Here is a 20,781-nt window from a genome sequence, read left to right on the forward strand (position 1 = left end):
TTCATCCTGACGCGTTGCGGCCGGCGCGGATTGGATATTTTTGCCCCAGTTCGACATGACTGGGCAGCCAGGACCGCCGTTCGGTGTATTGCGACGGCGTCAGCCCCGTGAACTCGCGGAAGTCCCTGACAAAATGGGCCTGGTCGAAATAGCCGAGATCGGCCGCGATCCGCGCGCCCCGGCCGGGTGCACCGTCGAGCCTGCGCAGCGCGCCCTGCAGGCGCCGCACCCGTTGATAAGCCTTGGGGCCCAGTCCCACCTCGGCACGGAAACGCTCGGACAACCGTCGCGCCGACCAGCCAACCTCCGCGCGCACCTGCGAGATCCGCACCGACGGGTCGCATTCGACGGACCGGAGCACCGACAGGATCTCCGCACTCGGCGTGCGGTCGGGTATCTGCCTGCGCGCCAAGAGAAAAGACTCGACCAGGGCGATCCGGTGGGTCGCCGACGGCGCAGCCAGGAGTTGTTCGTGTAGCAGCACAGCGGGTCTGCCCCACACCTCGGCGAGACCGACGCAGGCATTCTCCAAGGCCCCCATCCCGGCGCCCAGGAACCCGAGCGCGCCGGCGGGCTTGAAATGCACGGTCATCACGGTCTGCGCCGCGTCGATACCGGTGATGTAGGAGGCGGTTCCGGCACCGGCGATGAATGCGGACGGCACATCGAGGCGGGTGCGCCCGTCACCGGAGAAGAAGTCGACGTGCGCGCGACCACTCACGTCGATGACGACGGTGGCCGCACCGCGCGGCAGCGCCCTGCTGCGGTGCGGCTCGCCTGCTGCACGCTCCCAGTAGCCGTAGTAGTCGACGAAATCCGACAGCGCCGGTCCGGGAAAGTACAGCCGCGGGCCGGTCGCCTCCATGGCGTCACCCTACGGAATCAGCGATTGGTGCACGATCCGTCACGCCAGGCGTGACAGATCGTGCACAAATCGCGGGGTTCGAAACGTCTCAGGCGATGACGCGCACCAGGTAGGGCGTCATGCTCGCCGTCCGCACCGGCGACACCGTCACCACCGGGCTGGTGGCCTCCAGCATCTGCCCATTGCCCAGGAACAGCGCCACACTCTGGCTGCCGTCCGGGCCGGAGAAGATCAGGTCGCCGGGCAGCGCTTGCGAGGGCAGCACCTTCTGGCCCATCTTGTACTGCTCGCCGGAGGACCGGGGCAGCTTGATGCCGACACCGGCGAACGCGTAGACGATCAGGCCGGAGGCGTCGAACCCGACGACGTTGGCGGTCGGGTCGGCCACCGGAGCGGCGACCGGGGCCGCGGCCGGCGCGGCCAGTCCCGGAAAGTTCAGACCGGGCACCAGCCCTGGGGCACCCGCGGCCACCTGCGGCGTGCCGAAGCCGACCGCCGGATCAGCCGACAGTGGCGTGACCGCTTGCGGCACACCGAGACTCGGCCCGTTGGCGTTGCCGCCACCGTAGGTGTAGGGAACCCCGCGCTGGGCGAGGGCCCGCGCGATGACGAAATCGACCGCCTGCTGGTTACGAGCGGGCCGGGCGAACGGATCCGCCGCGGCTATACCGGGGGTGGCCAGCAACATTGCCAAGCCGATGAACAAGGCACAGATGCGCTTCATCCGAACCTCAACTCTCTGCATCACGCGGGATCCTGTACGACCGCGAAATTGACGGCCGCTACCGACATTTCTACCGGCTTTTAAGGCAGCACCCCAAACTCAGTGCGGCACAACGCTGATGAGATGCAATACCGTGACAGAAAAGTGACCGGTCACATGAAAAAGCGCCGGTCCACTGCGGGTGGGCCGGCGCTTTTCGAAAAAGGTGGGTGACTACTTCACCGCGGCGAGGGCGGCGTCGTAGTTCGGCTCCTGCACGATCTCGGGGACGAGTTCGGTGTAGGCGACGTTGCCGTCGGCGCCGATCACGACGACGGCGCGGCCGAGCAGACCGGACATCGGGCCGTCGGTCAAAGTGATGCCGTAATCCTCACCGAAGCTGTCCCGGAAGGCCGAGGCGCTGGTGACGTTCTCGATGCCCTCGGCACCGCAGAAGCGGGACTGCGCGAACGGCAGGTCCTTGGACACGTTGACCACGGTGGCGCCGGTCTCGGCGGCCCGCTGGTTGAACGTGCGCACGCTGGCAGCGCAGATCCCCGTGTCGATCGACGGGAAGATGTTCAGCACCACGGCCTTGCCGCTGAACTGATCGCTGCTGACGGACCCCAGATCGGTGCCGGTCAGGGAAAAAGCCGGGGCAGCAGCGCCCACAGCAGGAAGCTCGCCGACGGTGTGGATGGGATTGCCCTTGAGGGTTATCTGTGCCATGCCGACCAGTCTGTCAAAGACGCGGTGCGGTGTGCAGGCCAGGGCTGCGATTGCCGGTGCGGACCACCCCCGCTGGCAGGATGGAGCGGTGATCGTCCTTCCCGACGCCGTGGCCGCCATGGCATCGCGGGGACCACGATGGCAGTCCTGGGTCGACGGGCTGCCCTCGCTCGTGGCGACGCAGCTGGCCGCCTGGAGCCTGTCCCCCGACGGCGCCGCGGCGCACGGGTTCTGCTCGATCGTGCTGCCGGTGCGCACCGAAGACGGCGCCACCGCCGCGCTGAAGGTCGCCTTCCCCGATGACGAGTCCGAACACGAGCACCTGGCCCTGCGCCGCTGGGGCGGCGACGGTGCGGTCCGGCTGTTGGCCGCCGATCCGCACCACCGGGCAATGCTCTTGGAGCGGGCGCACGCGCGAAACCTCAACGAGCTGTGGGATATCGAGGCATGCGAGGTGGTGGCCGGCCTGTACGGGCGCATCCATGTCGCCGCACTGCCGCAGCTTCGGCCGCTCACCGGATTCATCCGGAACTGGACGGCAGGGCTGAGCGCACTGCCCCGCAGCGCGGCGATCCCGCGGCGGCTGGTCGAGCAGGCGATCAGCCTGGGCACCGATCTGGCCGAGGACCCCGCCAGTACCGGCACCCTGATCCACGGCGACCTGCACTACGAGAACGTCCTGGCCGCCGACCGCGAGCCGTGGCTGGTGATCGACCCGAAACCGATGAACGGCGACCCGCACTACGAGATCGCACCCATGCTGTGGAACCGGTGGGATGAGCTGGCCGGGTACATCCGCGAGGGTATCCGACGGCGGTTCCACACCTTGGTCGACGCGGCCGGCCTCGACGCCGACCGGGCCCGCGCCTGGGTGACGGTGCGGATGATGCACAACGCCATGTGGGAACTGACCGAACACGCCACACCCGACCCGCATTGGCTGACCACATGTGTGGCGATCGCCAAGGCGGTGCAGGACTAACCAGGGCTAACCGATCAGTACCGGGAGCGACGAGATGCCGCGCAGCGTGACATTCGGCTTGTAGACGGGTTCCCCACCGAGGCGCGCGTCCGGGAATCTCGAGGTGACCGCCGACAGGGCGATCGACGCCTCCATACGGACCAGGGCGGCCCCCAGGCAGAAGTGCGTACCGTGACCGAAACCCAAGTGCCGGATGACTTTCCGGTCCGGGTCGAATTCGTCGGGCCGGTCGTTGGCGGCGGGGTCACGGTGCGCGGCCGCCAGCAGCACGATCATGGTGTCGCCCTTGGGCACCGTGAGGTCCGGCAGCACGATGTCCTCGGCGGCGATGCGGCCAAGGAGCTGAGCCGGTGGATCGAACCGCAACGTCTCCTCCACGACGCGGCCGGCCCGGTGCCGATCGGCGCCCAGTGCCGTCCACTGCGTGCGGTCGCGCAGCATCAGCAGGATCGCGGTCGTGATGAGGCTGACCGTCGATTCGTGGCCGGCGATCAGCAACAGGTTGCAGGTGGAGATGATCTCGTCCTCGGAGAGTTGATCGCCGGATTCCTCGACGGCGATCAGGGCCGAGATGAGGTCATCTCCCGGATTGCTCCGGCGCCGCTGGATCAGATCCCGGAAATAGGACCGCAGCCACTTCCCCGCCTCGATGCGTTCGTGGAAGCCTTCGGGCTTACCCGTGGCGGCCAGGAACGGATCCACCGTCTGGCCGAGCAGCGTCGAGGCGTGGCCGAACTGCGGCTCGTCCTCGACCGGCACACCGAGCAGCCGGCAGATCACCGCCACCGCCAGCGGATAGGCCAGCCCGGTGACGGCGTCGAATTCGCCGTCGCGCTGCGCGGTGTCCAGCAGTCCGTCGACCACCGCGGTGATCTCGGCCTGCATCGCACTGATCACCCGTGGCGCAAACGCCTTGACCACCAGTTTGCGCAGCCGGGTGTGGTCGGGCGGATCCAGGAACAGGAACGCCGGGGTGCGCTTCTTGTCGACCAGCCCAGCCAGCCCGAACGGCCGCGGCTGTTTTCCCTCGGCGATCTGGCGCTGCGCGATGGTCGACTTGTTCCGGTCGCTGGCCGACGCGGGATGCCGCAGCACGGCGTCGCAATGCGCGTAGGTGGTCAGCACCATCAGGTTGGCTTCGGGGAGGTGCAGCGCCCCGTGTTCACGTAGCTGCCGGTACACCGGGTAGGGGTCCACCCGGTTCGCCGGTGCCAACGCCTGCGCGAGCAGTTGCGGGGCCGACGTGGTGGTCATGTCCCTATTGTGCAATCGCCGACCCGATCACTTCGCGCCACCTGTGTATCCGGGCGGGATCGGACACCGTGTAGAGCTCCAGGAACTCCGCCGCCGGGGCGGGCGGCATGGGCGCGACCGGGAGGGTGCCGTCGACCGGAATCAGCGACCGGGCCTCGGCGACCAGGTCCCCGGTGCGCAACAAGCGGGTGCCCAGCGCGCCGGCGAACGGCAGCTCCGGCAACGCTCCGGCCAGCGCCAGGCCCGCCGCGACCCCGATACTGGTCAGGGCGTCGGAGGCCACCACACACGGCAGCCCGGACAACTCGGCGATCCGCAGCGCCCGGCGCGCCCCACCGAGGCGGCCGCAGCGCAGGACGGCGATATCGGCGGCCTCCCGCATCGTTCGCACAGCGGCGTCGGCGTCGGCCGCGATCGGGACCGCCGCCCTCGCCCGTACCCAGGCGATCTGCGCCAGATCCGGACAGGGCCGAGCGACGAACTCGAGGACCCCGGCGGCCTCCTCCAGCGCGGCGATCGCGGTCACCGCGTACGCGGGCTCCCACCTGCCCCCGGCGTCGCAACGGATGACGCCGGTCGAACCCAACGCGTCGCGCACCGCGGCCACCCGCGCGACATCGTCGGCGAGGGAGCCGGCGGGATCGCCGACCTCCACGTCGGCGGTGCCGCAGCCGGCCGCCCGGACGATCTCCCGAGCGCGGGCGGCGGCCACGGCCGGCACGCTCGCGGCGACCGGGACCCGTCCCCGCACCGGATCGGGCCAGCCGATGGTGCCCGGCTCCGTGGCAGCCGTCAGCCAACGAGCCAGCTCCGGTCCGTCGGCGCCGGGGGGCGGGCTGAATTCGCCCCAGCCTTGCGGCCCCTCGACGAGCATTCCCTCCACCGTCGTCGGCCCACCCAGTGGATCGCGGACCGGGAGCGCGAACACGCGCGCGTCGTCGAAGTCGATCAGAGTCTGCACAAGCAAGCGACGCTAGCTGATCACGTACAGCGGCACGATCATCTCCGCCGGTGTGAGAGACCCGTGGTGCCCGACCAGACTCGACTGGAGAGGCTCGGCACCCGACCGGGTGATCGCGCGGTTTCCCGTCGGCACCACCACGACATCGCCGATACGCGGCGCCACCTCGGGCTCGACGGTCGGGCCGAACCAGCCCTCACCGGTCACCTCGAGACGGGTGAGCACCGTGAAGTCGGCGCCCAACCGGTCCCGCCAGGCCGCGGCGACGTCCGGCCCTGCCCCCTGCTCGGTGTAGACGTGCCGGGCGCGGGGTTCGCCGCCGAGCCCGCGAACCCCGTTCTGCAGCAACGGTTCCCGGTCGAAGTCGACCGGCGACTCGACCTGCACCATGCCGTGATCTGCGGTGACGACCAGCGCGGCATCGGCGGGCAGCCGCTCGGCGATCGCCCGGACCGTGAGATCGATGTGGGCCAGTTCGAGCGCCCAGGCCTCCGATCCCGGCCCACGGACGTGCCCGGTCATGTCCAGATCACCGTGATACGCGTACACCAGCGTGCGGTCGCCGCCACCGAGGGCGGTGAGCACACCATCCACCAGGTCACCGGCGGAGAAGGTCGGCCGGAACTCTCCGCCCCGCAGCGCCGCGCGGGTCAACCCCGAACCGGCCTGATACATCGGCGCGACCTGGGTGACCGTGACCCCGTCGGCGGCCGCCCGCTCGAACACCGTCGTCACCCGCTGAAACTGTTCCGGCACAATCTCTTTCAGGAGATCAACCTTCGGGCCCTGGCCCATCAGCCGCCATTTCAACGGGTTCATCATCCGCTCATGGCCCGGCACCGCCAGCAGGTAGCCGACGATGCCGTGCTCGCCAGAGGGCACCCCGGTGCCCAGTGACGCCAGGCTCGCGGCGGTGGTGCTGGGGAACCCCGCGGTCAGGGTGCGGTTCGCGATACCGTCCAGGAACGGCGCGGCATCGCGCCGGGCCGCCACCAATTCGGCGCCCATACCGTCGACCAGCAGTACCGCCACGCGCCGGACGCCGTCCAGCCCCAGTCCGACCCGGTCACGCTCCCCGGGGACGCCGAGCACACCGAGGACGGAGGGCAGGAGGTCCGCCAGAGCGCCATCGCCATAGCGCGGGGTGATGAACATGAGGTCAGGGTAGGCGGCAGGTGTCCGACCCGGGAGCACCTGAGCGCGCCGCTACCATGGCCGCTGAGCGAGGATTTGGGAGCAACTGTATGAACATCAGCGCCATCCACGGCCGGTCTGCGACTCTGCTGGGCGTCCTGGCCACGGCGGTGGCGCTGTTCCCCGGCGCCGGGGCCGCGACAGCCGAGCCATGTGCCGATGTCGATGTGACCTTCGCCCGCGGGACGACCGAACGGCCCGGACTGGGCGCGGTCGGGCAGGCCTTCGTCGACGAGGTACGGGCCCGTGCGGGTACCAAGACCGTCAGCGACTACGCCGTGAACTACCCGGCCAGCAATGACTTCCCCACCGCCTCCGACGGCGTCGTCGACGCCATGAACCACATCAACGAGATGGCCGCGAACTGCCCGAAGACCAAGTTGGTGCTGGGCGGCAGCTCGCAGGGGGCGGCCGTCATCGGGTACGTCACCGGGCCCGCCATCCCGCCCGGCTACATCGTGCCCGAGGCACTCAACGGCCCGATGTCGGCGCCGACCGCCGGTCACATCGCCGCGGTGGCCCTCTTCGGTACGCCCTCGGACGGCGTGGTCAGCACGCTGGGCGCACCGCCGGTGGTGATCGGTCCGCTGGTCGCGGACAAGACGATCGACATCTGCCTGCCCGGCGACGTGATCTGCGCGGGCGACGGCGGGATCAGCCTGGTGCACGGCAACTACGCCCACACGGAGGCACCGGCCCAGGCGGCGGACTTCGTCGCGCAGCGGGTTTTCTAGGACCTCACCACGGTCCCCACCCGCCCGGCTCGTCACCGGGGGTGGACGAGTTGCGCCCCGTCGTCGGCGGGGTGGGCGCGACAGCACTGATCGGTGTGCGGGTGACCGGCGTGCGCGTGACCCCGATCTCGGGCTTGCGCTGCCGCGACGGCTCGGGGCGCCTCGGCTCGTAGGTCGGCTGCCCGGTCAGGGCAGGAACATCCTGAGCCGGGACCGGGTCGGGCACCGCAGGCGGCGCCGGCGGCGCTGTGCTGACGGCCACCGGTGCGCTCGTCGCCGTGGTGGGTGTGGGTACCGGCGTCCGGGGATCCGGGATGGGTGCCGGGTCCCGCATCACCAGGAACGCCACCGGCACCGCGACGGCGAGCGCGACCAGCGCCGCGATGGCGGCACGCCGGCCGTGGCGCGGTTTCGGGCGCCGGGGCTGGAAGGACCACTCGAAGGCAGCGGCGGCCTCGGGTGCCGCGTGCCGCGGACCGGCCGTGGACGAGACGATGCCGAATGCCCGCGCGGACCCTCGTGTGCGGGCGTGCCGCCCGTAGCCGTCAGGCTCACCCGGCGGGTAGCCGAAGTCCGCATCTCGGCGAGCGGTCTGCTCGATCACCGGCTAATGCTAAGTGAACGGGGCCGTAGCCGGAAAAAGACTGGTCGGATGGGCGCGGACCGGCCTCACGGCGCAGCGCGAGCGAACGTTGCCTCACGGCTTGAGGCGTTCGGCACCGAAGAGCACGGCCGACCACGCCGACAGGCCGATCGCCATGGTCCATACGACGGCGAGGGCGGCCCCGGCACCCACATCGGCATGCCCGAGCAGGCCGGCCCGCTCCACCTGAACCAGCCAGAAGACAGGGTTGATCAAACTCGCCTGATCCCACGGGGCGGGCAACTGATCGACCGAGTAGAACACCCCGCCCAGGAAGCCGAGGGGCAGCACGACCACCGACTCCATCGCATACAGATGGTCCAGCGAGGAGGCGAGGCTGCCGGCGATCACGCCGACCTGCGCGGCAACCAACAGCACGCCGATGGTGCCCGCAGCGAACAGCAGTGGGTCAGCGATGCCATGAATGTGACTGAGCGGCAGGGCAATCACCAGCACACCGGCACCGACGATGACGCCGCGCACCACCCCACCGGCGACCAGCGCCGCGTTGATCTCCCACCACCGGAGCGGACTGGCGAACACATCGTGGATGTAGCGGTCGCGCCGAGCCTCGAACAGGCTGGTCGTCCCGTTGATGAATCCGACGGTCACGATCGCCTGGGCGAACAGGCCGGGCACAATGAACTGCCCGTAGGGAACGCCGCCGATGGCGCTGACATGCTGGTTGAGCACGGTGCCGAAAACGATGACGAAAAGCGATGTCGACAACACCGGGCCGACGATCGTGTACTGCCAGATGTTGAGGAACCGCAACACTTCCCGCTCGATCAGCCACAGCAGTGGCGAGCGGTCGGTCTCGAATTTCTGCGCGGTCACTTTCCCCGTCGCTCCGGTGGCGGCGCTCACGGTGTCGCCCGCACGATGACGCGGTCGTACACCTCGGCGATATCGCGTGCGGCGTACCGATCGCGCAGCGCGACCGCGGACCCGCGATCCACGATCTGCCCCTGCGCGATCAAGGCGATCTCATCGCAGAGGGTCTCCGCCTCCTGCAGGTAGTGCGTGGTCAACAGGATGGTGGTGCCCGCGACGTTGAGTTCCTTGAGCAGCCGCCAGATCTCGGTGCGCAGTTCGACATCGACACCGGCGGTGGGCTCGTCGAGGATAAGCAACCGGGGCCGGTGCATCAGCGCGCGCGCCAGCACCAGCCTGCGCTGCATCCCGCCCGAGAGTTCGTAGGCGCGGTTGTCGGCTTTGGCCGCCAAGCCGAACCGTTCGAGCAGTTCGTCGGCCCGCAGCGTCGCGTCGCGGCGGCCGATCCCGTGGTAGCCGCCGTGGTACACCAACAGTTGACGCACCGACAGGAAGCGGTCGAAGTTGATCTCCTGTTCGGCCAACCCGATGAGCCGCCGCGCGACGCGGGTGCGGTGCTCGTGCCCGAACACCGTCAGTTCACCCGCCGACGGCCGCACGATGTTGCACACCGCGCCGATCAGGGTCGTCTTACCGGCCCCGTTGGGGCCCAACAGCCCGAAGAACGCGCCCGCGGGCAACTCCAGATCGAGGCCGGCCACCGCGACGTGCCCACCGCGGTAGACCTTGCGCAAACCCTTGATGGACAGGGCTGCCTCCGGTTCACCCACGGGCGAACTGATTGTCCGGCACCGCAAGTCCGTAATGTTCGCGCAGCGTCGTGCCGCGGTACTCCTCACGGAAGAGTCCCTTGCGCCGCAGGATCGGCAGCACGTGTGCGACGAACGTCTCCAGGCCCGACGGCAGGGCGGGGGCCATGATGTTGAAGCCGTCCGCCGCACCGCCCTCGAACCAGGCGATGATGGTGTCGGCGGCCTGCTCTGGTGTCCCGATGAAGGTGAAGTGCCCGCGTCCGCCGCCGAGGCGGGACAGGATCTGGCGCACCGTCAGGTTCTCGCGCTGCGCCATCTCGATGATCAGGTCCGTACGACTCTGCGTGCCTTGGAGTTTCGGTCGGGCCAGGATGAAGTCGGGCAGCGGCCGGTCCAGCTCGAACGCCGACGGGTCGGTCTCGAAATTCCAGGCCAGTTGCGACAACCCGTACTCCGGGACCCGCAGATCGTCGAACTGCTGGGCGAGCGCACGGGCCTCGGCCTCGGTCGAGCCGAGGAACGGCACGATGCCCGGCAGCACGAGAATGCTCTCCGGCTCGCGGCCCACGGACCGCGCCCGCGATTTGATGTCGGCGTAGAAGTCGGCGGCGCGCTCATAGGTTTGGTGCGCGGTGAAGATGGCCTCGGCGTGCCTGGCGGCGAAGCTCCGGCCGTCCTCCGACGACCCGGCCTGTACGAGCACCGGATGCCCTTGTGGCGGTCGTTCGACGTTGAGCGGGCCGGCAACCCGGAAATGGTCTCCGCGGTAGTCGATCTGGTGCAGCCGGTTCGGGTCGGCATACCGGCCGGCCGCCTTGTCGCCCAGGATGGCGTCGCTCTGCCAGCTGTCCCAGAGCGCCTTTGCGGCCTGCAGGAACTCATCGGCCCTGGCGTAACGCTGCGCGTGACTGGGCCGCTCGTCGAGCCCGAAGTTCGCGGCTTCGTCCGCGCCGGCGGAGGTGACGATGTTCCAGCCGGCCCGGCCCCCGCTGACGTGGTCGACGGAGGCCAGCCGGCGGGCCAGGTTGTAGGGCTCGTTGTAGGTGGACGAGACCGTGGCGATCAACCCGATCCGGGTGGTGTGCTGGGCGAGCGCGGTGAGCAGGGTCAGCGGCTCGAGTTGGCCGGGCGGCCGGAACTCGCCGGTGCCGGTCAGAGCGGGCCCGTCGGCCAGGAAAACCGCGTCGAATTTGGCGTCCTCGGCTATCTTGGCCAGCGAGATCCAGTGCGCCAGATCGAAATCGGCGCGCGGATTGCTCTCCGGCAGACGCCACGCGGCCTCATGGTGACCGGCCTCCATGACGAAGGCATTGAGGCGCAGCTCCCGGTTCCTCGGGGGCTGGAGCGAAGTGACTCGGGGGGCATGTCCAGGGATGCTCATGACGTCTTGCTGCTGTCGAAGTCGACGGGCAGCAGGTTGTCGGTCAGTCCGGTGACGTCGACCTTCTTGGTGATCTCCCCCGCCTCGAAGAACGCGTCGCTGAGATCCTGTTCGGCCTTGATGTCGGCGGGTTGGACCGCGTTGATGGTGAAGGGATAGGCATCCACGGTGGTACGGGCGTCCTCGAGGGACACGCCGGTTTCCTTGGCGATCGCCTTGGCGTACTCATCGGGATGCAGTTGGGCCCAGGTGAAGATCTTCGCGATACGGGTCAGCACGTCGGCGAGCGCGGCCCGCCGGCCAGGATCGTTCAGCGATTTCTCGGTGGCCACGTAGTAGTTGTTCACCTGGTCGATCGGCGGGAGGCCCTTGGCGATGATGCGGGCGCCGTCCTTGACCGCGATCGCCGACGGCGGGTTCCAGATGGACCACGCATCCACCTTTCCGGTGTTGAACGCGGTGGCCCCGGCGGCCGGACTCAGATACACCAGGTCGACATCCTTGGGTGTCAGTCCGACGCTCTTGAGCGCGAGCAGAGCCAACCCGTGCGCCGAACTCCCTTGTGGGATGGCGATCTTTTTGCCCTTGAGGTCGTCCAGCGTCTGGATCGGGGAATCCTTGGGCACGATGATGTTCTCGGCGGCCTTCGTCGGATCGGCGCCGTGCTGGGTGGCGACGATCTTGAAGCCGAACTGCTTGGCGGCACCGGTGATCGGCGGGACCGTACCGACGTAACCCAGGTCGATGTCCCCGGTGGCCGTGGCCTGGACCAGCGGCGGTCCGTAGTCGAACCGCGCGAACTTGACCTTGTACGGTGCATCGTCGAAAGCCCCCGTGACCCTGGCCAATTCCTCGCTGCCGTCGCCACCGTTGTCCCCGAGCGTGAACGTGTACTGGCTCCACTCCGGGTGACTGGTGGTGCCCGACTTGCTCAGCGGAGCGTCGACATCCTTCGACGAGGATCCGCACGCGGTGCCCGTGCTCGCCACGGCGAGTAGCACCGCGGCGGCCGCGATCCGGAAAGACTTGGTGGACATGAACTTCTCCTGGGGATGGGTAGGAAAGGGGAACGGTCAGTGCTGGCTGGCGAGGCCGAGGTCGGTCAGCAGCGCCGCCCGCAGGGCTTCGCGGTCCCCGGCCGACAGCGACACCCGGTGCTCATTGCCGATCCGGCCGCCACTCATCACCACGATGCGGTCCGCGAGGGCGATGGCCTCGTCGACGTCGTGGGTGACCAGCAGCATGGATGCCTGGTGCACCCGCCGCAGCTCGCGCACCAGGTCGTGCATCGTGACCCGGGTGATGGCATCCAGCGCGGCGAACGGCTCGTCGAGCAACACCAGCTCCGGTTCGCAGACCAACGCCCGCGCCAACGCGACACGCTGGGCTTCGCCGCCGGAAAGCTCTTTGGGCCAGGCCTTTTCGCGACCAGCGAGGTTCACCTCGCGCAGCGCCCGGCGGGCCCGCTCGTCGGCGTCCGCCCCGTGCAGGCCGAGGGCGACATTGCGCAGCACGCGCTGCCAGGGCAACAGCCGGTCGCCCTGGAACACGACCGCACGCCGGGCGGGCACCTCGATCCGGCCACCGTCGGGCCGGTCCAGCCCGGCGAGCAACCGCAACAGTGTGCTCTTGCCACAGCCGGACGGTCCGAGCAGCACGACCAGTTCCTGGCTGTCGATGTGCAGATCGAGGTGATCCAGCACCACCCGGTCCCCGAAAGTGCGGACCACCTGCTCCACGAGTACGCCGGTCTGACGGCGCGGCGCGGTCAGGGTCGGGCCGCTCACACCGCCTCGAAACTGGGCCGCCACCGCAGGAGCACCCGTTCCAGCGTGCGGACCACCTGGTCGGCGACCAGGCCGAGCAACGAGTAGATCACCAGCCCGACGAAGACCTTGTTGGTCTGCAGATAGGTCTGCGCCTGCGTGATCAGGAAACCCAGCCCGGCATCGGCGTTGACCGTTTCCGCCGCGACCAGCCCCAGGATGCTATAGGCAAGCGAGAATCGCAGCCCGACAAGGAAACCCGGGAGTGATCCGGGGAGCAGGACGCGGGTCACCAACCGCCAGAGGCCGGCTCCGGTGGTCTGGGTCATCTCGATCAGCCGTTGGTCGACTCCACGGATGGCCGCGAACAGGTTGAGGTACATGGGCACACCGGCACCGAACGCGATCAGCAGGACCTTGGTCAGCTCGTCGATACCGAACCACACGACGAACAGCGGCAACACCGCGAGCAGCGGAATGGTGTTGAGAATCTGTGCCACGCCGTTGAACACGTATTCACCGCTGCGCAGCAGCCCTCCGAGCACCCCCGTGACGATGCCGACTGCCAGCCCGATGGCCAGACCGAGCCCCGCCCGTTGCAGTGAGATCGCCAGGTCAGGTCCGAGGACGCCGTCGCGCCACAGTTCGGCGGTGGCACGCACGATATCGCTCGGGGCCGGTGCGTAGGCAGGCGCCAGAACACCTGCCCTGGAGAGGATCTCCCATGCGACGAGGATGAGTACCGGTGTGGTGTAGATGCCCAGTGGCCAGTGCAGTGTCCGGCGCAGGCTTCCCACCGTGGTCCGGGGCCCACTGTCCCTTGGCACGAAGACATCACGCGGGCGGGCCGGGCCGGCCGCCGCGGAGCGCAGATCCGGAACGGCCGGCGCTGCGGTCGCACTGACAATGCTCATGACTTGTCACGATGACGGGTCGGGTTCCGTTGCGGGAGGCATCAAATCGGTCCGATTCTTTCGCGGGCACTAATCTGGGGCCATGTCCCATGTGCTGACGGTCAACATCGCCGAGCCCCGCACCAGCCCCGACGACGGACGGTTGCAGACCGGCATCGACAAACGACCGACCGCCGCCGACATCGAGGTGCGCTCCCCCGGGCCGATGCAGGGCGGATTGGGCAGCGGCCTGGTCGGCGACCTGATCGGCAACGACGCCTTCCACGGCGGGGACGATCAAGCCGTGTACGCCTACGCGCGGGAGGATCTCGATGCGTGGGAGGGCAAGCTGGACCGCCGCATCGCCAACGGTGTGTTCGGCGAGAACCTCACCACCAGTGGGGTGGACGTGACGAACGCCGTGGTGGGCGAACGGTGGCGGGTCGGCTCTGGCGGTCTGGAATTGGAGGTGTCGCGGCCCCGGATACCGTGCCGGACGTTCGCGCTGTGGTTGGAGGTCAACGGGTGGGTCAAGACCTTCACCACGACCGCGGTGCCGGGCGCCTATCTGCGCGTGGTGACGCCGGGCACGGTGCGCGCCGGGGACCGGGTCGAGGTCGTCGCGCGCCCCGACCACGACATCACCGTCGGACTGGTGTTCCGCGCCCTCACGCTGGAGGCCGGACTCTTGCCGTCGGTGCTGGCGGCCGATGCGCTACCCGAGGACATCAAGGAGAAAGCGCGCCGCCGGGCCGGGTGACTAACCGGCGAAACCGGTGTGCGTCCGGATCAGTGGCAGCGTCGCGACCGTGGCGAAGCCGGGCTCGGCCGCGCACACGGCCGGCACGGCGTTGAGCACCTGCATCGCGGTGGCGATGTTGGCGGCCTGCACGTGCTCGGCGATGCTCGCCCTTCTGGAGAAGCTGGCCAGCGCCATGAAGTGCACCCGCATGGACGGGTCGCCCTCCATGGTCAGGGTCCAGCCGTGCTCGGGTGTGGGCCAGTGGTCGGGATATTCGTTGCCGACGGTCCACAGCGTCTCGATCTCGACGCGGGCCGCACCGTCGCGCCGACCGGTCCAGCGCCAGCGCTGTCCCGCGGTGCTGCCCGCCGCGAGGAACCGATCGAAGATCTGATGATCCTGTTGGGCGGCAATGGCTTCCACGTCGACGGTGACCTCGTCGATGCCCGCCTTGAACGTGTCGGCGAGTAGCCAGACCTGCTCGGTGAACATCGACGTCTGGTCGGCCAGGAATCCGCCGTCGTCGGGGCGGATCCGTTCTGGCGGCGCGCCGAAACCCATGTTGCCGAAGGAGATGTCGGTGCTGTCGTAGAGCGTCATATCGGCGCGCTCCTGCAACGTCACCTTCTCCAGGGTTCGGCTCATTCCCGACAGTGCCAGCGGCAGCGCTCCGGAGAGGTTGCCCGGATTGATGCCACTGCCGTGCAGCGTGGTCCCACCTTCGCGGCACGCGGCGAGCAGCCGGTCACGGTCGGCAGCGGGCAGGCGGGGCGGATAGAACAGGAACACCGTGGTGGCGACGTTCTTCCCACTGGCCAACAGGGCGCAGACCTCATCGAGGTCGCCGACGAGCGGGGTGTAGATGACACAGTCGGCATCCAGAGCGAGGATCGCGGCGGTATCCGTGGTGGCGGTCACGCCGACCGGCGGCCTGCCGATCAGCTCCCCCGCGTCCCGGCCGTCCTTGGCCTCGGAGTACACCCGCACGCCGACCAGTTCGAGGTCCTCGCGATGGTCGACGATGGTCGACAGCATCTCCTTGCCGATGGACCCCGTACCCCACACGACGACCCGGCAGATCTTGTCACTCACGGATGGACCGTAAGGCTTTCGGTAGTGCTATGGTTCAAATCCGGAAACGGACCGGATCAAGGTGTGGCGGGCAACTGGTCCCCGACCAGTGACGCGATCCGGTCGGCCAGGTAGGTGTGCCCGGCATCGGTGGGATGCACACCGTCGGAAGCGATCAGGTCCGGGCGCCCGACGAACCACCGCTCGGCGATCGGGTCGATGAAGACCGCGCCCGCGGCGCGGGCGGCGTTGCCCACGGCGTCGCGGATCTGCAGCACGTTGTCGGGCACATCGGCGGTCGGCCACGGTGGGCCGATGACGAGCAGCTTGGCGGCCGGTGCCGTGCGCCGGGCGGCATCGAAAGCACCCCACGCCATCCCGGTGAGTGCCATCGGGTCGACGGGTTGATCATTGCGGGATCCGAAGAAGACCACCAGGGCATCGTCGGGCCGGACCGCCCGCGCGGTGAGGTCGCCGAATACGCTGCCATGATCGCCCCGGACCCCGTACCCGGCGCGGCCTTCGGATGCCACATCCGCGGCCACCGGCTTGCCCTGCTTGGCCAGCTCCTGCCAGGCGCGCGCCGGCCACCCCTTGCCGCCGATCCCGCCGAACTTGGTCCCGGTGGTGTACGAGTCGCCGATCACCGCGATATGCGTGAGCGGCGCATCGCGGCTGACGGTCATCACCTCGACGGGGCGAGTGCTGACCAGCCCGGCCGACACGGCCAGCGACATCACGAGCACGGCAACGCGGTACAACGAATTCCCCTCCGACGGTCCGAGTTCAACACCGCCGACAGCCTACTGGTTGCTCTCAGTTGGTTTGCCGCGCAGGGTGTTTCGCACGAAAAGATACACAGCGAACCCTCAGGCGGACAGCTTCCGGTCATCCCTGCCCACCGACTGTACGGCTGGGGTGGCATCCCTGACGTCGACCATCCGGCGCATCCACCGCCGGGCGGGTTCCTCGACGAAGTGGTAAAGCGCCGCCGCGCCCGCGAAGGCGACGGCAAACACACCGAGCAGGAGCCAGATGCCGCCGGGGCCGGCGAGGGTGAGCTCGAACTGCAGCACTGCCCAGTTCCACGCGGTGTGCACGATCTCATGCACCATGTACAGGCTGAACGAGATCTGCCCGCCATAGGTCAACACCCGCAGGGACAACAGGCTCGGCAGCGTGCCCGTGCCGATCGCAAGAGTCACCACCAACGGCACGAAGAACAGATCCAGGACGCCGCCACTGTCGATCACATCCGGAATCGGGTGGGCGTCCAACCAGTAGAGGGCGCCGACGATCGCCGCTACCAGGGCGACGCCCGCCAGGCCGGCAAGGGTGCGGGTGCGGTCGGACGGGTTGAGTCTGCGCACCGCCGCGCACGCGATGGCACCGGCGGTGAACTGCATCAGGATGCGCGGCAGCCAGCTCCACGGTGTGTAGAAGTGCCCGGTGGCGAGCAGGAACATCACCGGGGGCAGCGTCACCGCGAAGGCCAGCCAGAGCAGCGTGCGCGCCCGGGTGGCCCTGGCCAGCCGGAAGATGATCAGGATCAGCCCGCCGAACATCAGATAGGCCAGCCATTCCGCGCTGATAGACCAGGCGGGCCCATCCCAGCTGGATGCGTCGAAGAAGGGCTGGAACCACAGCTGCACCAGGAACAGCTGGCGGATATAGCTCACGGCGGTGAGGGTGTGGACGTTCTCTGACGGGATGTGCCCGACGTAGAGCGTGAAGATGATCCACAGCGCCGCCAGGTGCAGGGTCACCAGGTACACCGGCCACACGCGGGCCAGCCGCATCCACAGGAAATGGAGCGTGGCCCGGGCTGACCAGTTCTTGCCCATCTTGTCGATGTATGTCCAGGTCAGGACGAATCCGCTGAGGATGAAGAACAGGTCGACACCTTGGGCGCCACAGTTGAGGATCGGCGCCAGCGCCGTGCTGAGTCCTGGGGCGGCCTCGTGCAGCAACGGCCGGAAGTGGAAGAGGACCACCCAGACGGCGGCGAAGATGCGGAGACCGGTGAGGGCCTTGATCTCTCCGCTGCGCACAACACTCTTTCCGTGGCCGATTCCGTTGGAAGAATATCAGCGCATCGGGTCAGCAGCCGCGAGGTGAACGCTGCGCGATTCCTGTCAACCGCGCAGTGAACGAATCAAGGAGCCGGTGCGGGCGCCGGGCCCGGAGCCGGTCCCGTCCCCTGCGGCGGCGTGACGGGTGCGGCCGGATCGTCGGGATGGGTGGCGTTGTACTGCGCCGCGTTGCGATTGAGGCCGTCCAGGTACGCCTTGAGTTTCAGGCCCTGCAGTACCGGCGGCAGTCCCGGCCCGGGCAGGGGCTGGTCGGTCAGCTGCCAGGTCTGGCAGCCGGTCGTCTTGAACGTGCCGTCGGCGGCGTCGATCTGGACGACCTGCGCTTCGTGGGTGAAGGCGCGGTCGATGGTGCTGCCCTGCTGCCCGTCCGGCGCGGCGGCGACGCGCCGCCAGGAGCAGGTGCCCTCGCCCACCGGACCGGCCGAGGCGTACACGCCGGGCGCGATGTCTTTGCCCACCGCAAATGCGCCGTCGTGATCGATCACGGTCTTCGGGGCGGCGGGCGCCGGAGCGGGCGCCGGTGGGGCGGGATCGGCCAAGGCTGCCGAGGCACCACCGAAGCCCACGACGGAGAGCGCCGCGAAGGCAGCGGGAAACGCCAGCAGTTTCGACCTCATACCTGCCAGGGTAGGCCCGCGCGACGGCTGCCCGACAGTGCGCGGACGCACCTTACAAGACGCTGAGGTCACCTGAGCCGGTTCGGGCGCCGCACGCGGGCGCGCACTGCGCGGCTGCGGCGCGACTCGGCTGCGCGCCTAACGTGCAGGTGAGACCGCCCGCGACGGCGTCTGCGCGGGGGTCGGTGCCGCTCGCTCACACGCGCGTCGACGTTGCAAAATATGTACGGCACGTCACTCTGTTATCTAAGCTAAGCTCTCGGTTACATAAGCTAACCTGTGGCGATCATAAGACGCCTGGTGAACGCGTCTAAGCCACTGTGACGGGGGAAATCGGTACTCGATGAACGTGCTCAAGCGCATCTGGATCCCACTCGTCATCGTGGTCGTGGTCGCGGTTGCCACGTTCACCGTGATGCGGGTGCGCACTTTTTTCGGCACCGGCCCCGGTTATGTCTCCACCGAGAACAGTGCCGGTGACGACACCGAGCCGTTCGATCCCAAGGTCGTCAAGTACGAGATCTGGGGCACGGGTTCCACGGCCAACATCAACTACATGGACCTCGACGCCAAACCGCAGCGCGCCGACAACGCGTCGCTGCCCTGGACGCTGACGCTGAGCACCACGGCGCCGTCGGTGTTCCCCACCATCTCTGCCCAAGGTGACGGCTCCAGCCTGTCGTGCCGGATCACCGTCGACGACGAGGTCAAGGACGAGCGGACCGTCGACGGCGTCGGCGCCCACACCTATTGCCTGGTGAAATCGGCATGAGCGCCTCCCTCAACGAACCGCCCACCGACGCGATCCCGGCGCAGAAGGTGCCGAACAAGTCCGTCATCCCGCGGACCATCCGGGTGCTGGCGGTGCCGATCATCCTCGGCTGGATCGCGATCATGGTGGTGCTGAACGCGATCGTCCCCCAGCTCGAAGAGGTGGGAAAGCTGCGGTCGGTGTCGATGAGTCCCGACAGCGCCCCGTCGATGATCGCGATGAAGCGGGTCGGCAAGGTGTTCGACGAGTTCAAGTCGAACAGCTCGGCCATGGTGGTGTTGGAGAGCGACCACCAGCTCGGCGACGCCGAGCACAAGTTCTACGACGAGATGATCCAGAAGCTGGAAGCCGACACCAAACATGTCGAGCACATCCAGGATTTCTGGGGCGATCCGCTGACGGCGGCCGGTGCGCAGAGCTCGGACGGCAAGGCCACCTACGTCCAGGTGTATCTGGCCGGTAACCAGGGTGAGTCGCTGGCCAACGAGTCGGTCGAGGCCACCCAGAAGATCATCGACGGCATGACCCCGCCGCCGGGGTTGAAGGTGTTCGTCACCGGCCCGTCAGCGCTGGCAGCCGACCAGCACATCGCCGGTGACCGCAGCATGAAGATCATCACCGCGCTGACGTTCGGCGTCATCATCGTGATGCTGCTGATCATCTACCGGTCACTGGTGACCGTGTTCCTGGTGCTGGCCATGGTCGCCGTCGAACTGGGCATCACCCGCGGATTCATCGCATTCCTGGGCTACCACAACATCATCGGGCTCTCGACGTTCGCGACGAACCTGTTGGTGACGCTGGCGATCGCCGCGTCGACCGACTATGCGATCTTCCTGATCGGCCGCTATCAGGAGGCCCGCAGCGTCGGTGAGGACCGGGAGACCGCGTACTACACGATGTATCACGGCACTGCGCACGTGATTCTGGGCTCGGGTCTGACCATCGCCGGTGCCACCTTCTGTCTGCACTTCACCAAACTCCCCTATTTCGTGTCCCTCGGTATCCCGCTGGCAATCGGCATGGTGGTCGCGGTGTTCGCCGCGCTCACGCTGGGGCCGGCCGTCGTCACGGTGGCATCGAAGTTCGGCAAGACGCTGGAGCCCAAGCGCGCGATGCGCACGCGGGGCTGGCGCAAGATCGGCGCGATCATCGTGCGGTGGCCCGGCCCGGTGCTGGTGGGCACGCTCGCGCTGTCGATGGTGGGTCTGCTGACGCTGCCCGGATATCGGACGAGCTACAACGACCGCGATTACCTGCCCGGCGACATCCCGGCCAATGTCGGTTACGCCGCCGCGGACCGCCATTTCAATCAGGCCCGGATGAACCCGGAGTTGCTGCTCATCGAGAGCGACCACGATCTGCGCAACTCGGCGGACTTCCTGGTGATCGACAAGATCGCCAAAGCCATCTTCAAGGTGCCCGGGATCGGGCGCGTGCAGGCCATCACCCGGCCGCAGGGCACGCCGATCGAGCACACCTCGATCCCGTTCCAGATCAGCATGCAGGGCACGTCTCAGAAGATGAATGAGAAGTACCAGCAGGACATGATGGCCAACATGCTCAAGCAGGCCGACGACATGCAGTCGACCATCGACAGCATGACGAAGATGTCCAACATCACCGTCCAGATGGCGGCCACCACGCATTCGATGGTCGGCAAGATGAAGAACATGACCGTCGATGTGGCCGAATTGCGGGACCACATCGCCGATTTCGATGATTTCTTCCGGCCCATCCGTAACTACCTGTACTGGGAACCGCACTGCTACGACATCCCGTCGTGCTGGGCCAT

Annotated in this window: 22 protein-coding genes; 5 read left to right on the forward strand and 17 right to left on the reverse strand. The window is 68.2% G+C overall.

What is annotated here, in order from left to right; genetic code table 11:
* Position 1: 1 nt before the first annotated feature.
* The 3 genes from AC1DY7_RS20430 to tpx all read right to left on the reverse strand — a co-directional run bounded on the left by AC1DY7_RS20430 (position 2) and on the right by tpx (position 2,297).
* Positions 2-865, reverse strand: coding sequence for a helix-turn-helix domain-containing protein (locus AC1DY7_RS20430; RefSeq protein ID WP_477495522.1), 864 nt, complete (start codon positions 863-865; stop codon positions 2-4).
* 88 nt (positions 866-953) lie between these two features.
* Complete coding sequence (gene ripD / locus AC1DY7_RS20435; protein ID WP_477495523.1) at positions 954-1,589, reverse strand: NlpC/P60 family peptidoglycan-binding protein RipD; 636 nt, start codon at positions 1,587-1,589, stop codon at positions 954-956.
* Positions 1,590-1,802: 213 nt separating this feature from the next.
* On the reverse strand, positions 1,803-2,297 hold the full coding sequence (tpx, locus tag AC1DY7_RS20440) for a thiol peroxidase (RefSeq protein WP_477495524.1): 495 nt from the start codon (positions 2,295-2,297) through the stop codon (positions 1,803-1,805).
* A gap of 88 nt (positions 2,298-2,385) precedes the next feature.
* On the opposite strand from tpx, the gene AC1DY7_RS20445 reads away from it, so the two are divergent.
* Complete coding sequence (locus AC1DY7_RS20445; protein ID WP_477495561.1) at positions 2,386-3,279, forward strand: aminoglycoside phosphotransferase family protein; 894 nt, start codon at positions 2,386-2,388, stop codon at positions 3,277-3,279.
* 6 nt (positions 3,280-3,285) lie between these two features.
* Here AC1DY7_RS20445 and AC1DY7_RS20450 read toward each other — a convergent pair whose 3' ends face one another.
* From AC1DY7_RS20450 to AC1DY7_RS20460, 3 genes are read right to left on the reverse strand one after another with little or no spacing between them, the layout of a single operon-like run.
* On the reverse strand, positions 3,286-4,533 hold the full coding sequence (locus tag AC1DY7_RS20450) for a cytochrome P450 (protein ID WP_477495525.1): 1,248 nt from the start codon (positions 4,531-4,533) through the stop codon (positions 3,286-3,288).
* A 4-nt stretch (positions 4,534-4,537) separates the two neighbouring features.
* Positions 4,538-5,494, reverse strand: a complete 957-nt coding sequence (locus AC1DY7_RS20455) for an enolase C-terminal domain-like protein (RefSeq protein WP_477495526.1) — start codon at positions 5,492-5,494, stop codon at positions 4,538-4,540.
* Positions 5,495-5,506: 12 nt separating this feature from the next.
* Positions 5,507-6,649 carry an alkaline phosphatase family protein gene (locus AC1DY7_RS20460; RefSeq protein ID WP_477495527.1) on the reverse strand — a complete coding sequence of 381 codons (1,143 nt, stop codon included), beginning with the start codon at positions 6,647-6,649 and terminating at the stop codon, positions 5,507-5,509.
* An 89-nt stretch (positions 6,650-6,738) separates the two neighbouring features.
* On the opposite strand from AC1DY7_RS20460, the gene AC1DY7_RS20465 reads away from it, so the two are divergent.
* On the forward strand, positions 6,739-7,422 hold the full coding sequence (locus AC1DY7_RS20465; RefSeq protein ID WP_477495528.1) for a cutinase family protein: 684 nt from the start codon (positions 6,739-6,741) through the stop codon (positions 7,420-7,422).
* A gap of 4 nt (positions 7,423-7,426) precedes the next feature.
* Here AC1DY7_RS20465 and AC1DY7_RS20470 read toward each other — a convergent pair whose 3' ends face one another.
* The 7 genes from AC1DY7_RS20470 to AC1DY7_RS20500 all read right to left on the reverse strand — a co-directional run bounded on the left by AC1DY7_RS20470 (position 7,427) and on the right by AC1DY7_RS20500 (position 13,712).
* Complete coding sequence (locus AC1DY7_RS20470) at positions 7,427-8,026, reverse strand: hypothetical protein (RefSeq protein ID WP_477495529.1); 600 nt, start codon at positions 8,024-8,026, stop codon at positions 7,427-7,429.
* A 93-nt stretch (positions 8,027-8,119) separates the two neighbouring features.
* Positions 8,120-8,932, reverse strand: coding sequence for an ABC transporter permease (locus AC1DY7_RS20475; protein ID WP_477495530.1), 813 nt, complete (start codon positions 8,930-8,932; stop codon positions 8,120-8,122).
* Positions 8,929-9,669 carry an ABC transporter ATP-binding protein gene (locus tag AC1DY7_RS20480; protein ID WP_477495531.1) on the reverse strand — a complete coding sequence of 247 codons (741 nt, stop codon included), beginning with the start codon at positions 9,667-9,669 and terminating at the stop codon, positions 8,929-8,931. The genes AC1DY7_RS20475 and AC1DY7_RS20480 overlap by 4 nt, the downstream gene beginning before the upstream one ends.
* Entirely contained in the window at positions 9,662-11,032 is a 1,371-nt protein-coding gene (locus AC1DY7_RS20485) for an LLM class flavin-dependent oxidoreductase (protein ID WP_477495532.1), read from the reverse strand. Before AC1DY7_RS20485 ends, AC1DY7_RS20480 begins: the two co-directional genes overlap by 8 nt.
* Complete coding sequence (locus AC1DY7_RS20490; protein ID WP_477495533.1) at positions 11,029-12,069, reverse strand: ABC transporter substrate-binding protein; 1,041 nt, start codon at positions 12,067-12,069, stop codon at positions 11,029-11,031. Before AC1DY7_RS20490 ends, AC1DY7_RS20485 begins: the two co-directional genes overlap by 4 nt.
* 36 nt (positions 12,070-12,105) lie before the next feature.
* Positions 12,106-12,819 (reverse strand): ABC transporter ATP-binding protein, encoded by a 714-nt coding sequence (locus AC1DY7_RS20495; protein WP_477495534.1) that lies wholly within the window; start codon positions 12,817-12,819, stop codon positions 12,106-12,108.
* On the reverse strand, positions 12,816-13,712 hold the full coding sequence (locus AC1DY7_RS20500) for an ABC transporter permease (RefSeq protein WP_477495535.1): 897 nt from the start codon (positions 13,710-13,712) through the stop codon (positions 12,816-12,818). The genes AC1DY7_RS20495 and AC1DY7_RS20500 overlap by 4 nt, the downstream gene beginning before the upstream one ends.
* Before the next feature lie 82 nt (positions 13,713-13,794).
* Between AC1DY7_RS20500 and AC1DY7_RS20505 the strand changes: the two genes are divergently transcribed.
* Positions 13,795-14,451 carry an MOSC domain-containing protein gene (locus tag AC1DY7_RS20505; RefSeq protein ID WP_477495536.1) on the forward strand — a complete coding sequence of 219 codons (657 nt, stop codon included), beginning with the start codon at positions 13,795-13,797 and terminating at the stop codon, positions 14,449-14,451.
* Here the strand turns inward: AC1DY7_RS20505 and AC1DY7_RS20510 are convergent, their stop codons facing one another.
* The 4 genes from AC1DY7_RS20510 to AC1DY7_RS20525 all read right to left on the reverse strand — a co-directional run bounded on the left by AC1DY7_RS20510 (position 14,452) and on the right by AC1DY7_RS20525 (position 18,214).
* A complete protein-coding gene (locus AC1DY7_RS20510) occupies positions 14,452-15,525 on the reverse strand; it encodes an NAD(P)H-dependent amine dehydrogenase family protein (RefSeq protein WP_477495537.1) in 1,074 nt (357 codons plus the stop codon). It abuts the gene before it with no gap.
* A 56-nt stretch (positions 15,526-15,581) separates the two neighbouring features.
* Positions 15,582-16,265 (reverse strand): Rv0518 family GDSL lipase, encoded by a 684-nt coding sequence (locus AC1DY7_RS20515; protein WP_477495538.1) that lies wholly within the window; start codon positions 16,263-16,265, stop codon positions 15,582-15,584.
* Between the two features lie 108 nt (positions 16,266-16,373).
* The gene (locus tag AC1DY7_RS20520; RefSeq protein ID WP_477495539.1) at positions 16,374-17,555 is read right to left on the reverse strand and encodes an acyltransferase family protein; all 1,182 of its coding nucleotides are present in this window, start codon (positions 17,553-17,555) and stop codon (positions 16,374-16,376) included.
* 104 nt (positions 17,556-17,659) lie between these two features.
* Entirely contained in the window at positions 17,660-18,214 is a 555-nt protein-coding gene (locus AC1DY7_RS20525) for a hypothetical protein (RefSeq protein WP_477495540.1), read from the reverse strand.
* Between the two features lie 343 nt (positions 18,215-18,557).
* Here AC1DY7_RS20525 and AC1DY7_RS20530 point away from each other — a divergent pair, with 343 nt between their 5' ends.
* Both AC1DY7_RS20530 and AC1DY7_RS20535 read left to right on the forward strand, forming a co-directional pair.
* Entirely contained in the window at positions 18,558-18,986 is a 429-nt protein-coding gene (locus AC1DY7_RS20530; RefSeq protein WP_477495541.1) for an MmpS family transport accessory protein, read from the forward strand.
* Positions 18,983-20,781, forward strand: a 1,799-nt coding sequence (locus AC1DY7_RS20535) for an MMPL/RND family transporter (RefSeq protein ID WP_477495542.1), incomplete at its 3' end; no start/stop codon positions are given. The genes AC1DY7_RS20530 and AC1DY7_RS20535, both read left to right, overlap by 4 nt.

The organism is Mycobacterium sp. P2_H7, assembly GCF_056403275.1.

Excerpts from the sequence above, each read along its gene's own strand:
- AC1DY7_RS20430 (WP_477495522.1), bottom strand. The coding sequence starts at position 865 with ATGGAGGCGACCGGCCCGCGGCTGTACTTTCCCGGACCGGCGCTGTCG.
- ripD (WP_477495523.1), bottom strand. The coding sequence starts at position 1,589 with ATGAAGCGCATCTGTGCCTTGTTCATCGGCTTGGCAATGTTGCTGGCC.
- tpx (WP_477495524.1), bottom strand. The coding sequence starts at position 2,297 with ATGGCACAGATAACCCTCAAGGGCAATCCCATCCACACCGTCGGCGAG.
- AC1DY7_RS20450 (WP_477495525.1), bottom strand. The coding sequence starts at position 4,533 with ATGACCACCACGTCGGCCCCGCAACTGCTCGCGCAGGCGTTGGCACCG.
- AC1DY7_RS20460 (WP_477495527.1), bottom strand. The coding sequence starts at position 6,649 with ATGTTCATCACCCCGCGCTATGGCGATGGCGCTCTGGCGGACCTCCTG.
- AC1DY7_RS20465 (WP_477495528.1), top strand. The coding sequence starts at position 6,739 with ATGAACATCAGCGCCATCCACGGCCGGTCTGCGACTCTGCTGGGCGTC.
- AC1DY7_RS20485 (WP_477495532.1), bottom strand. The coding sequence starts at position 11,032 with ATGAGCATCCCTGGACATGCCCCCCGAGTCACTTCGCTCCAGCCCCCG.
- AC1DY7_RS20490 (WP_477495533.1), bottom strand. The coding sequence starts at position 12,069 with ATGTCCACCAAGTCTTTCCGGATCGCGGCCGCCGCGGTGCTACTCGCC.
- AC1DY7_RS20500 (WP_477495535.1), bottom strand. The coding sequence starts at position 13,712 with ATGAGCATTGTCAGTGCGACCGCAGCGCCGGCCGTTCCGGATCTGCGC.
- AC1DY7_RS20505 (WP_477495536.1), top strand. The coding sequence starts at position 13,795 with ATGTCCCATGTGCTGACGGTCAACATCGCCGAGCCCCGCACCAGCCCC.
- AC1DY7_RS20525 (WP_477495540.1), bottom strand. The coding sequence starts at position 18,214 with ATGAGGTCGAAACTGCTGGCGTTTCCCGCTGCCTTCGCGGCGCTCTCC.
- AC1DY7_RS20530 (WP_477495541.1), top strand. The coding sequence starts at position 18,558 with ATGAACGTGCTCAAGCGCATCTGGATCCCACTCGTCATCGTGGTCGTG.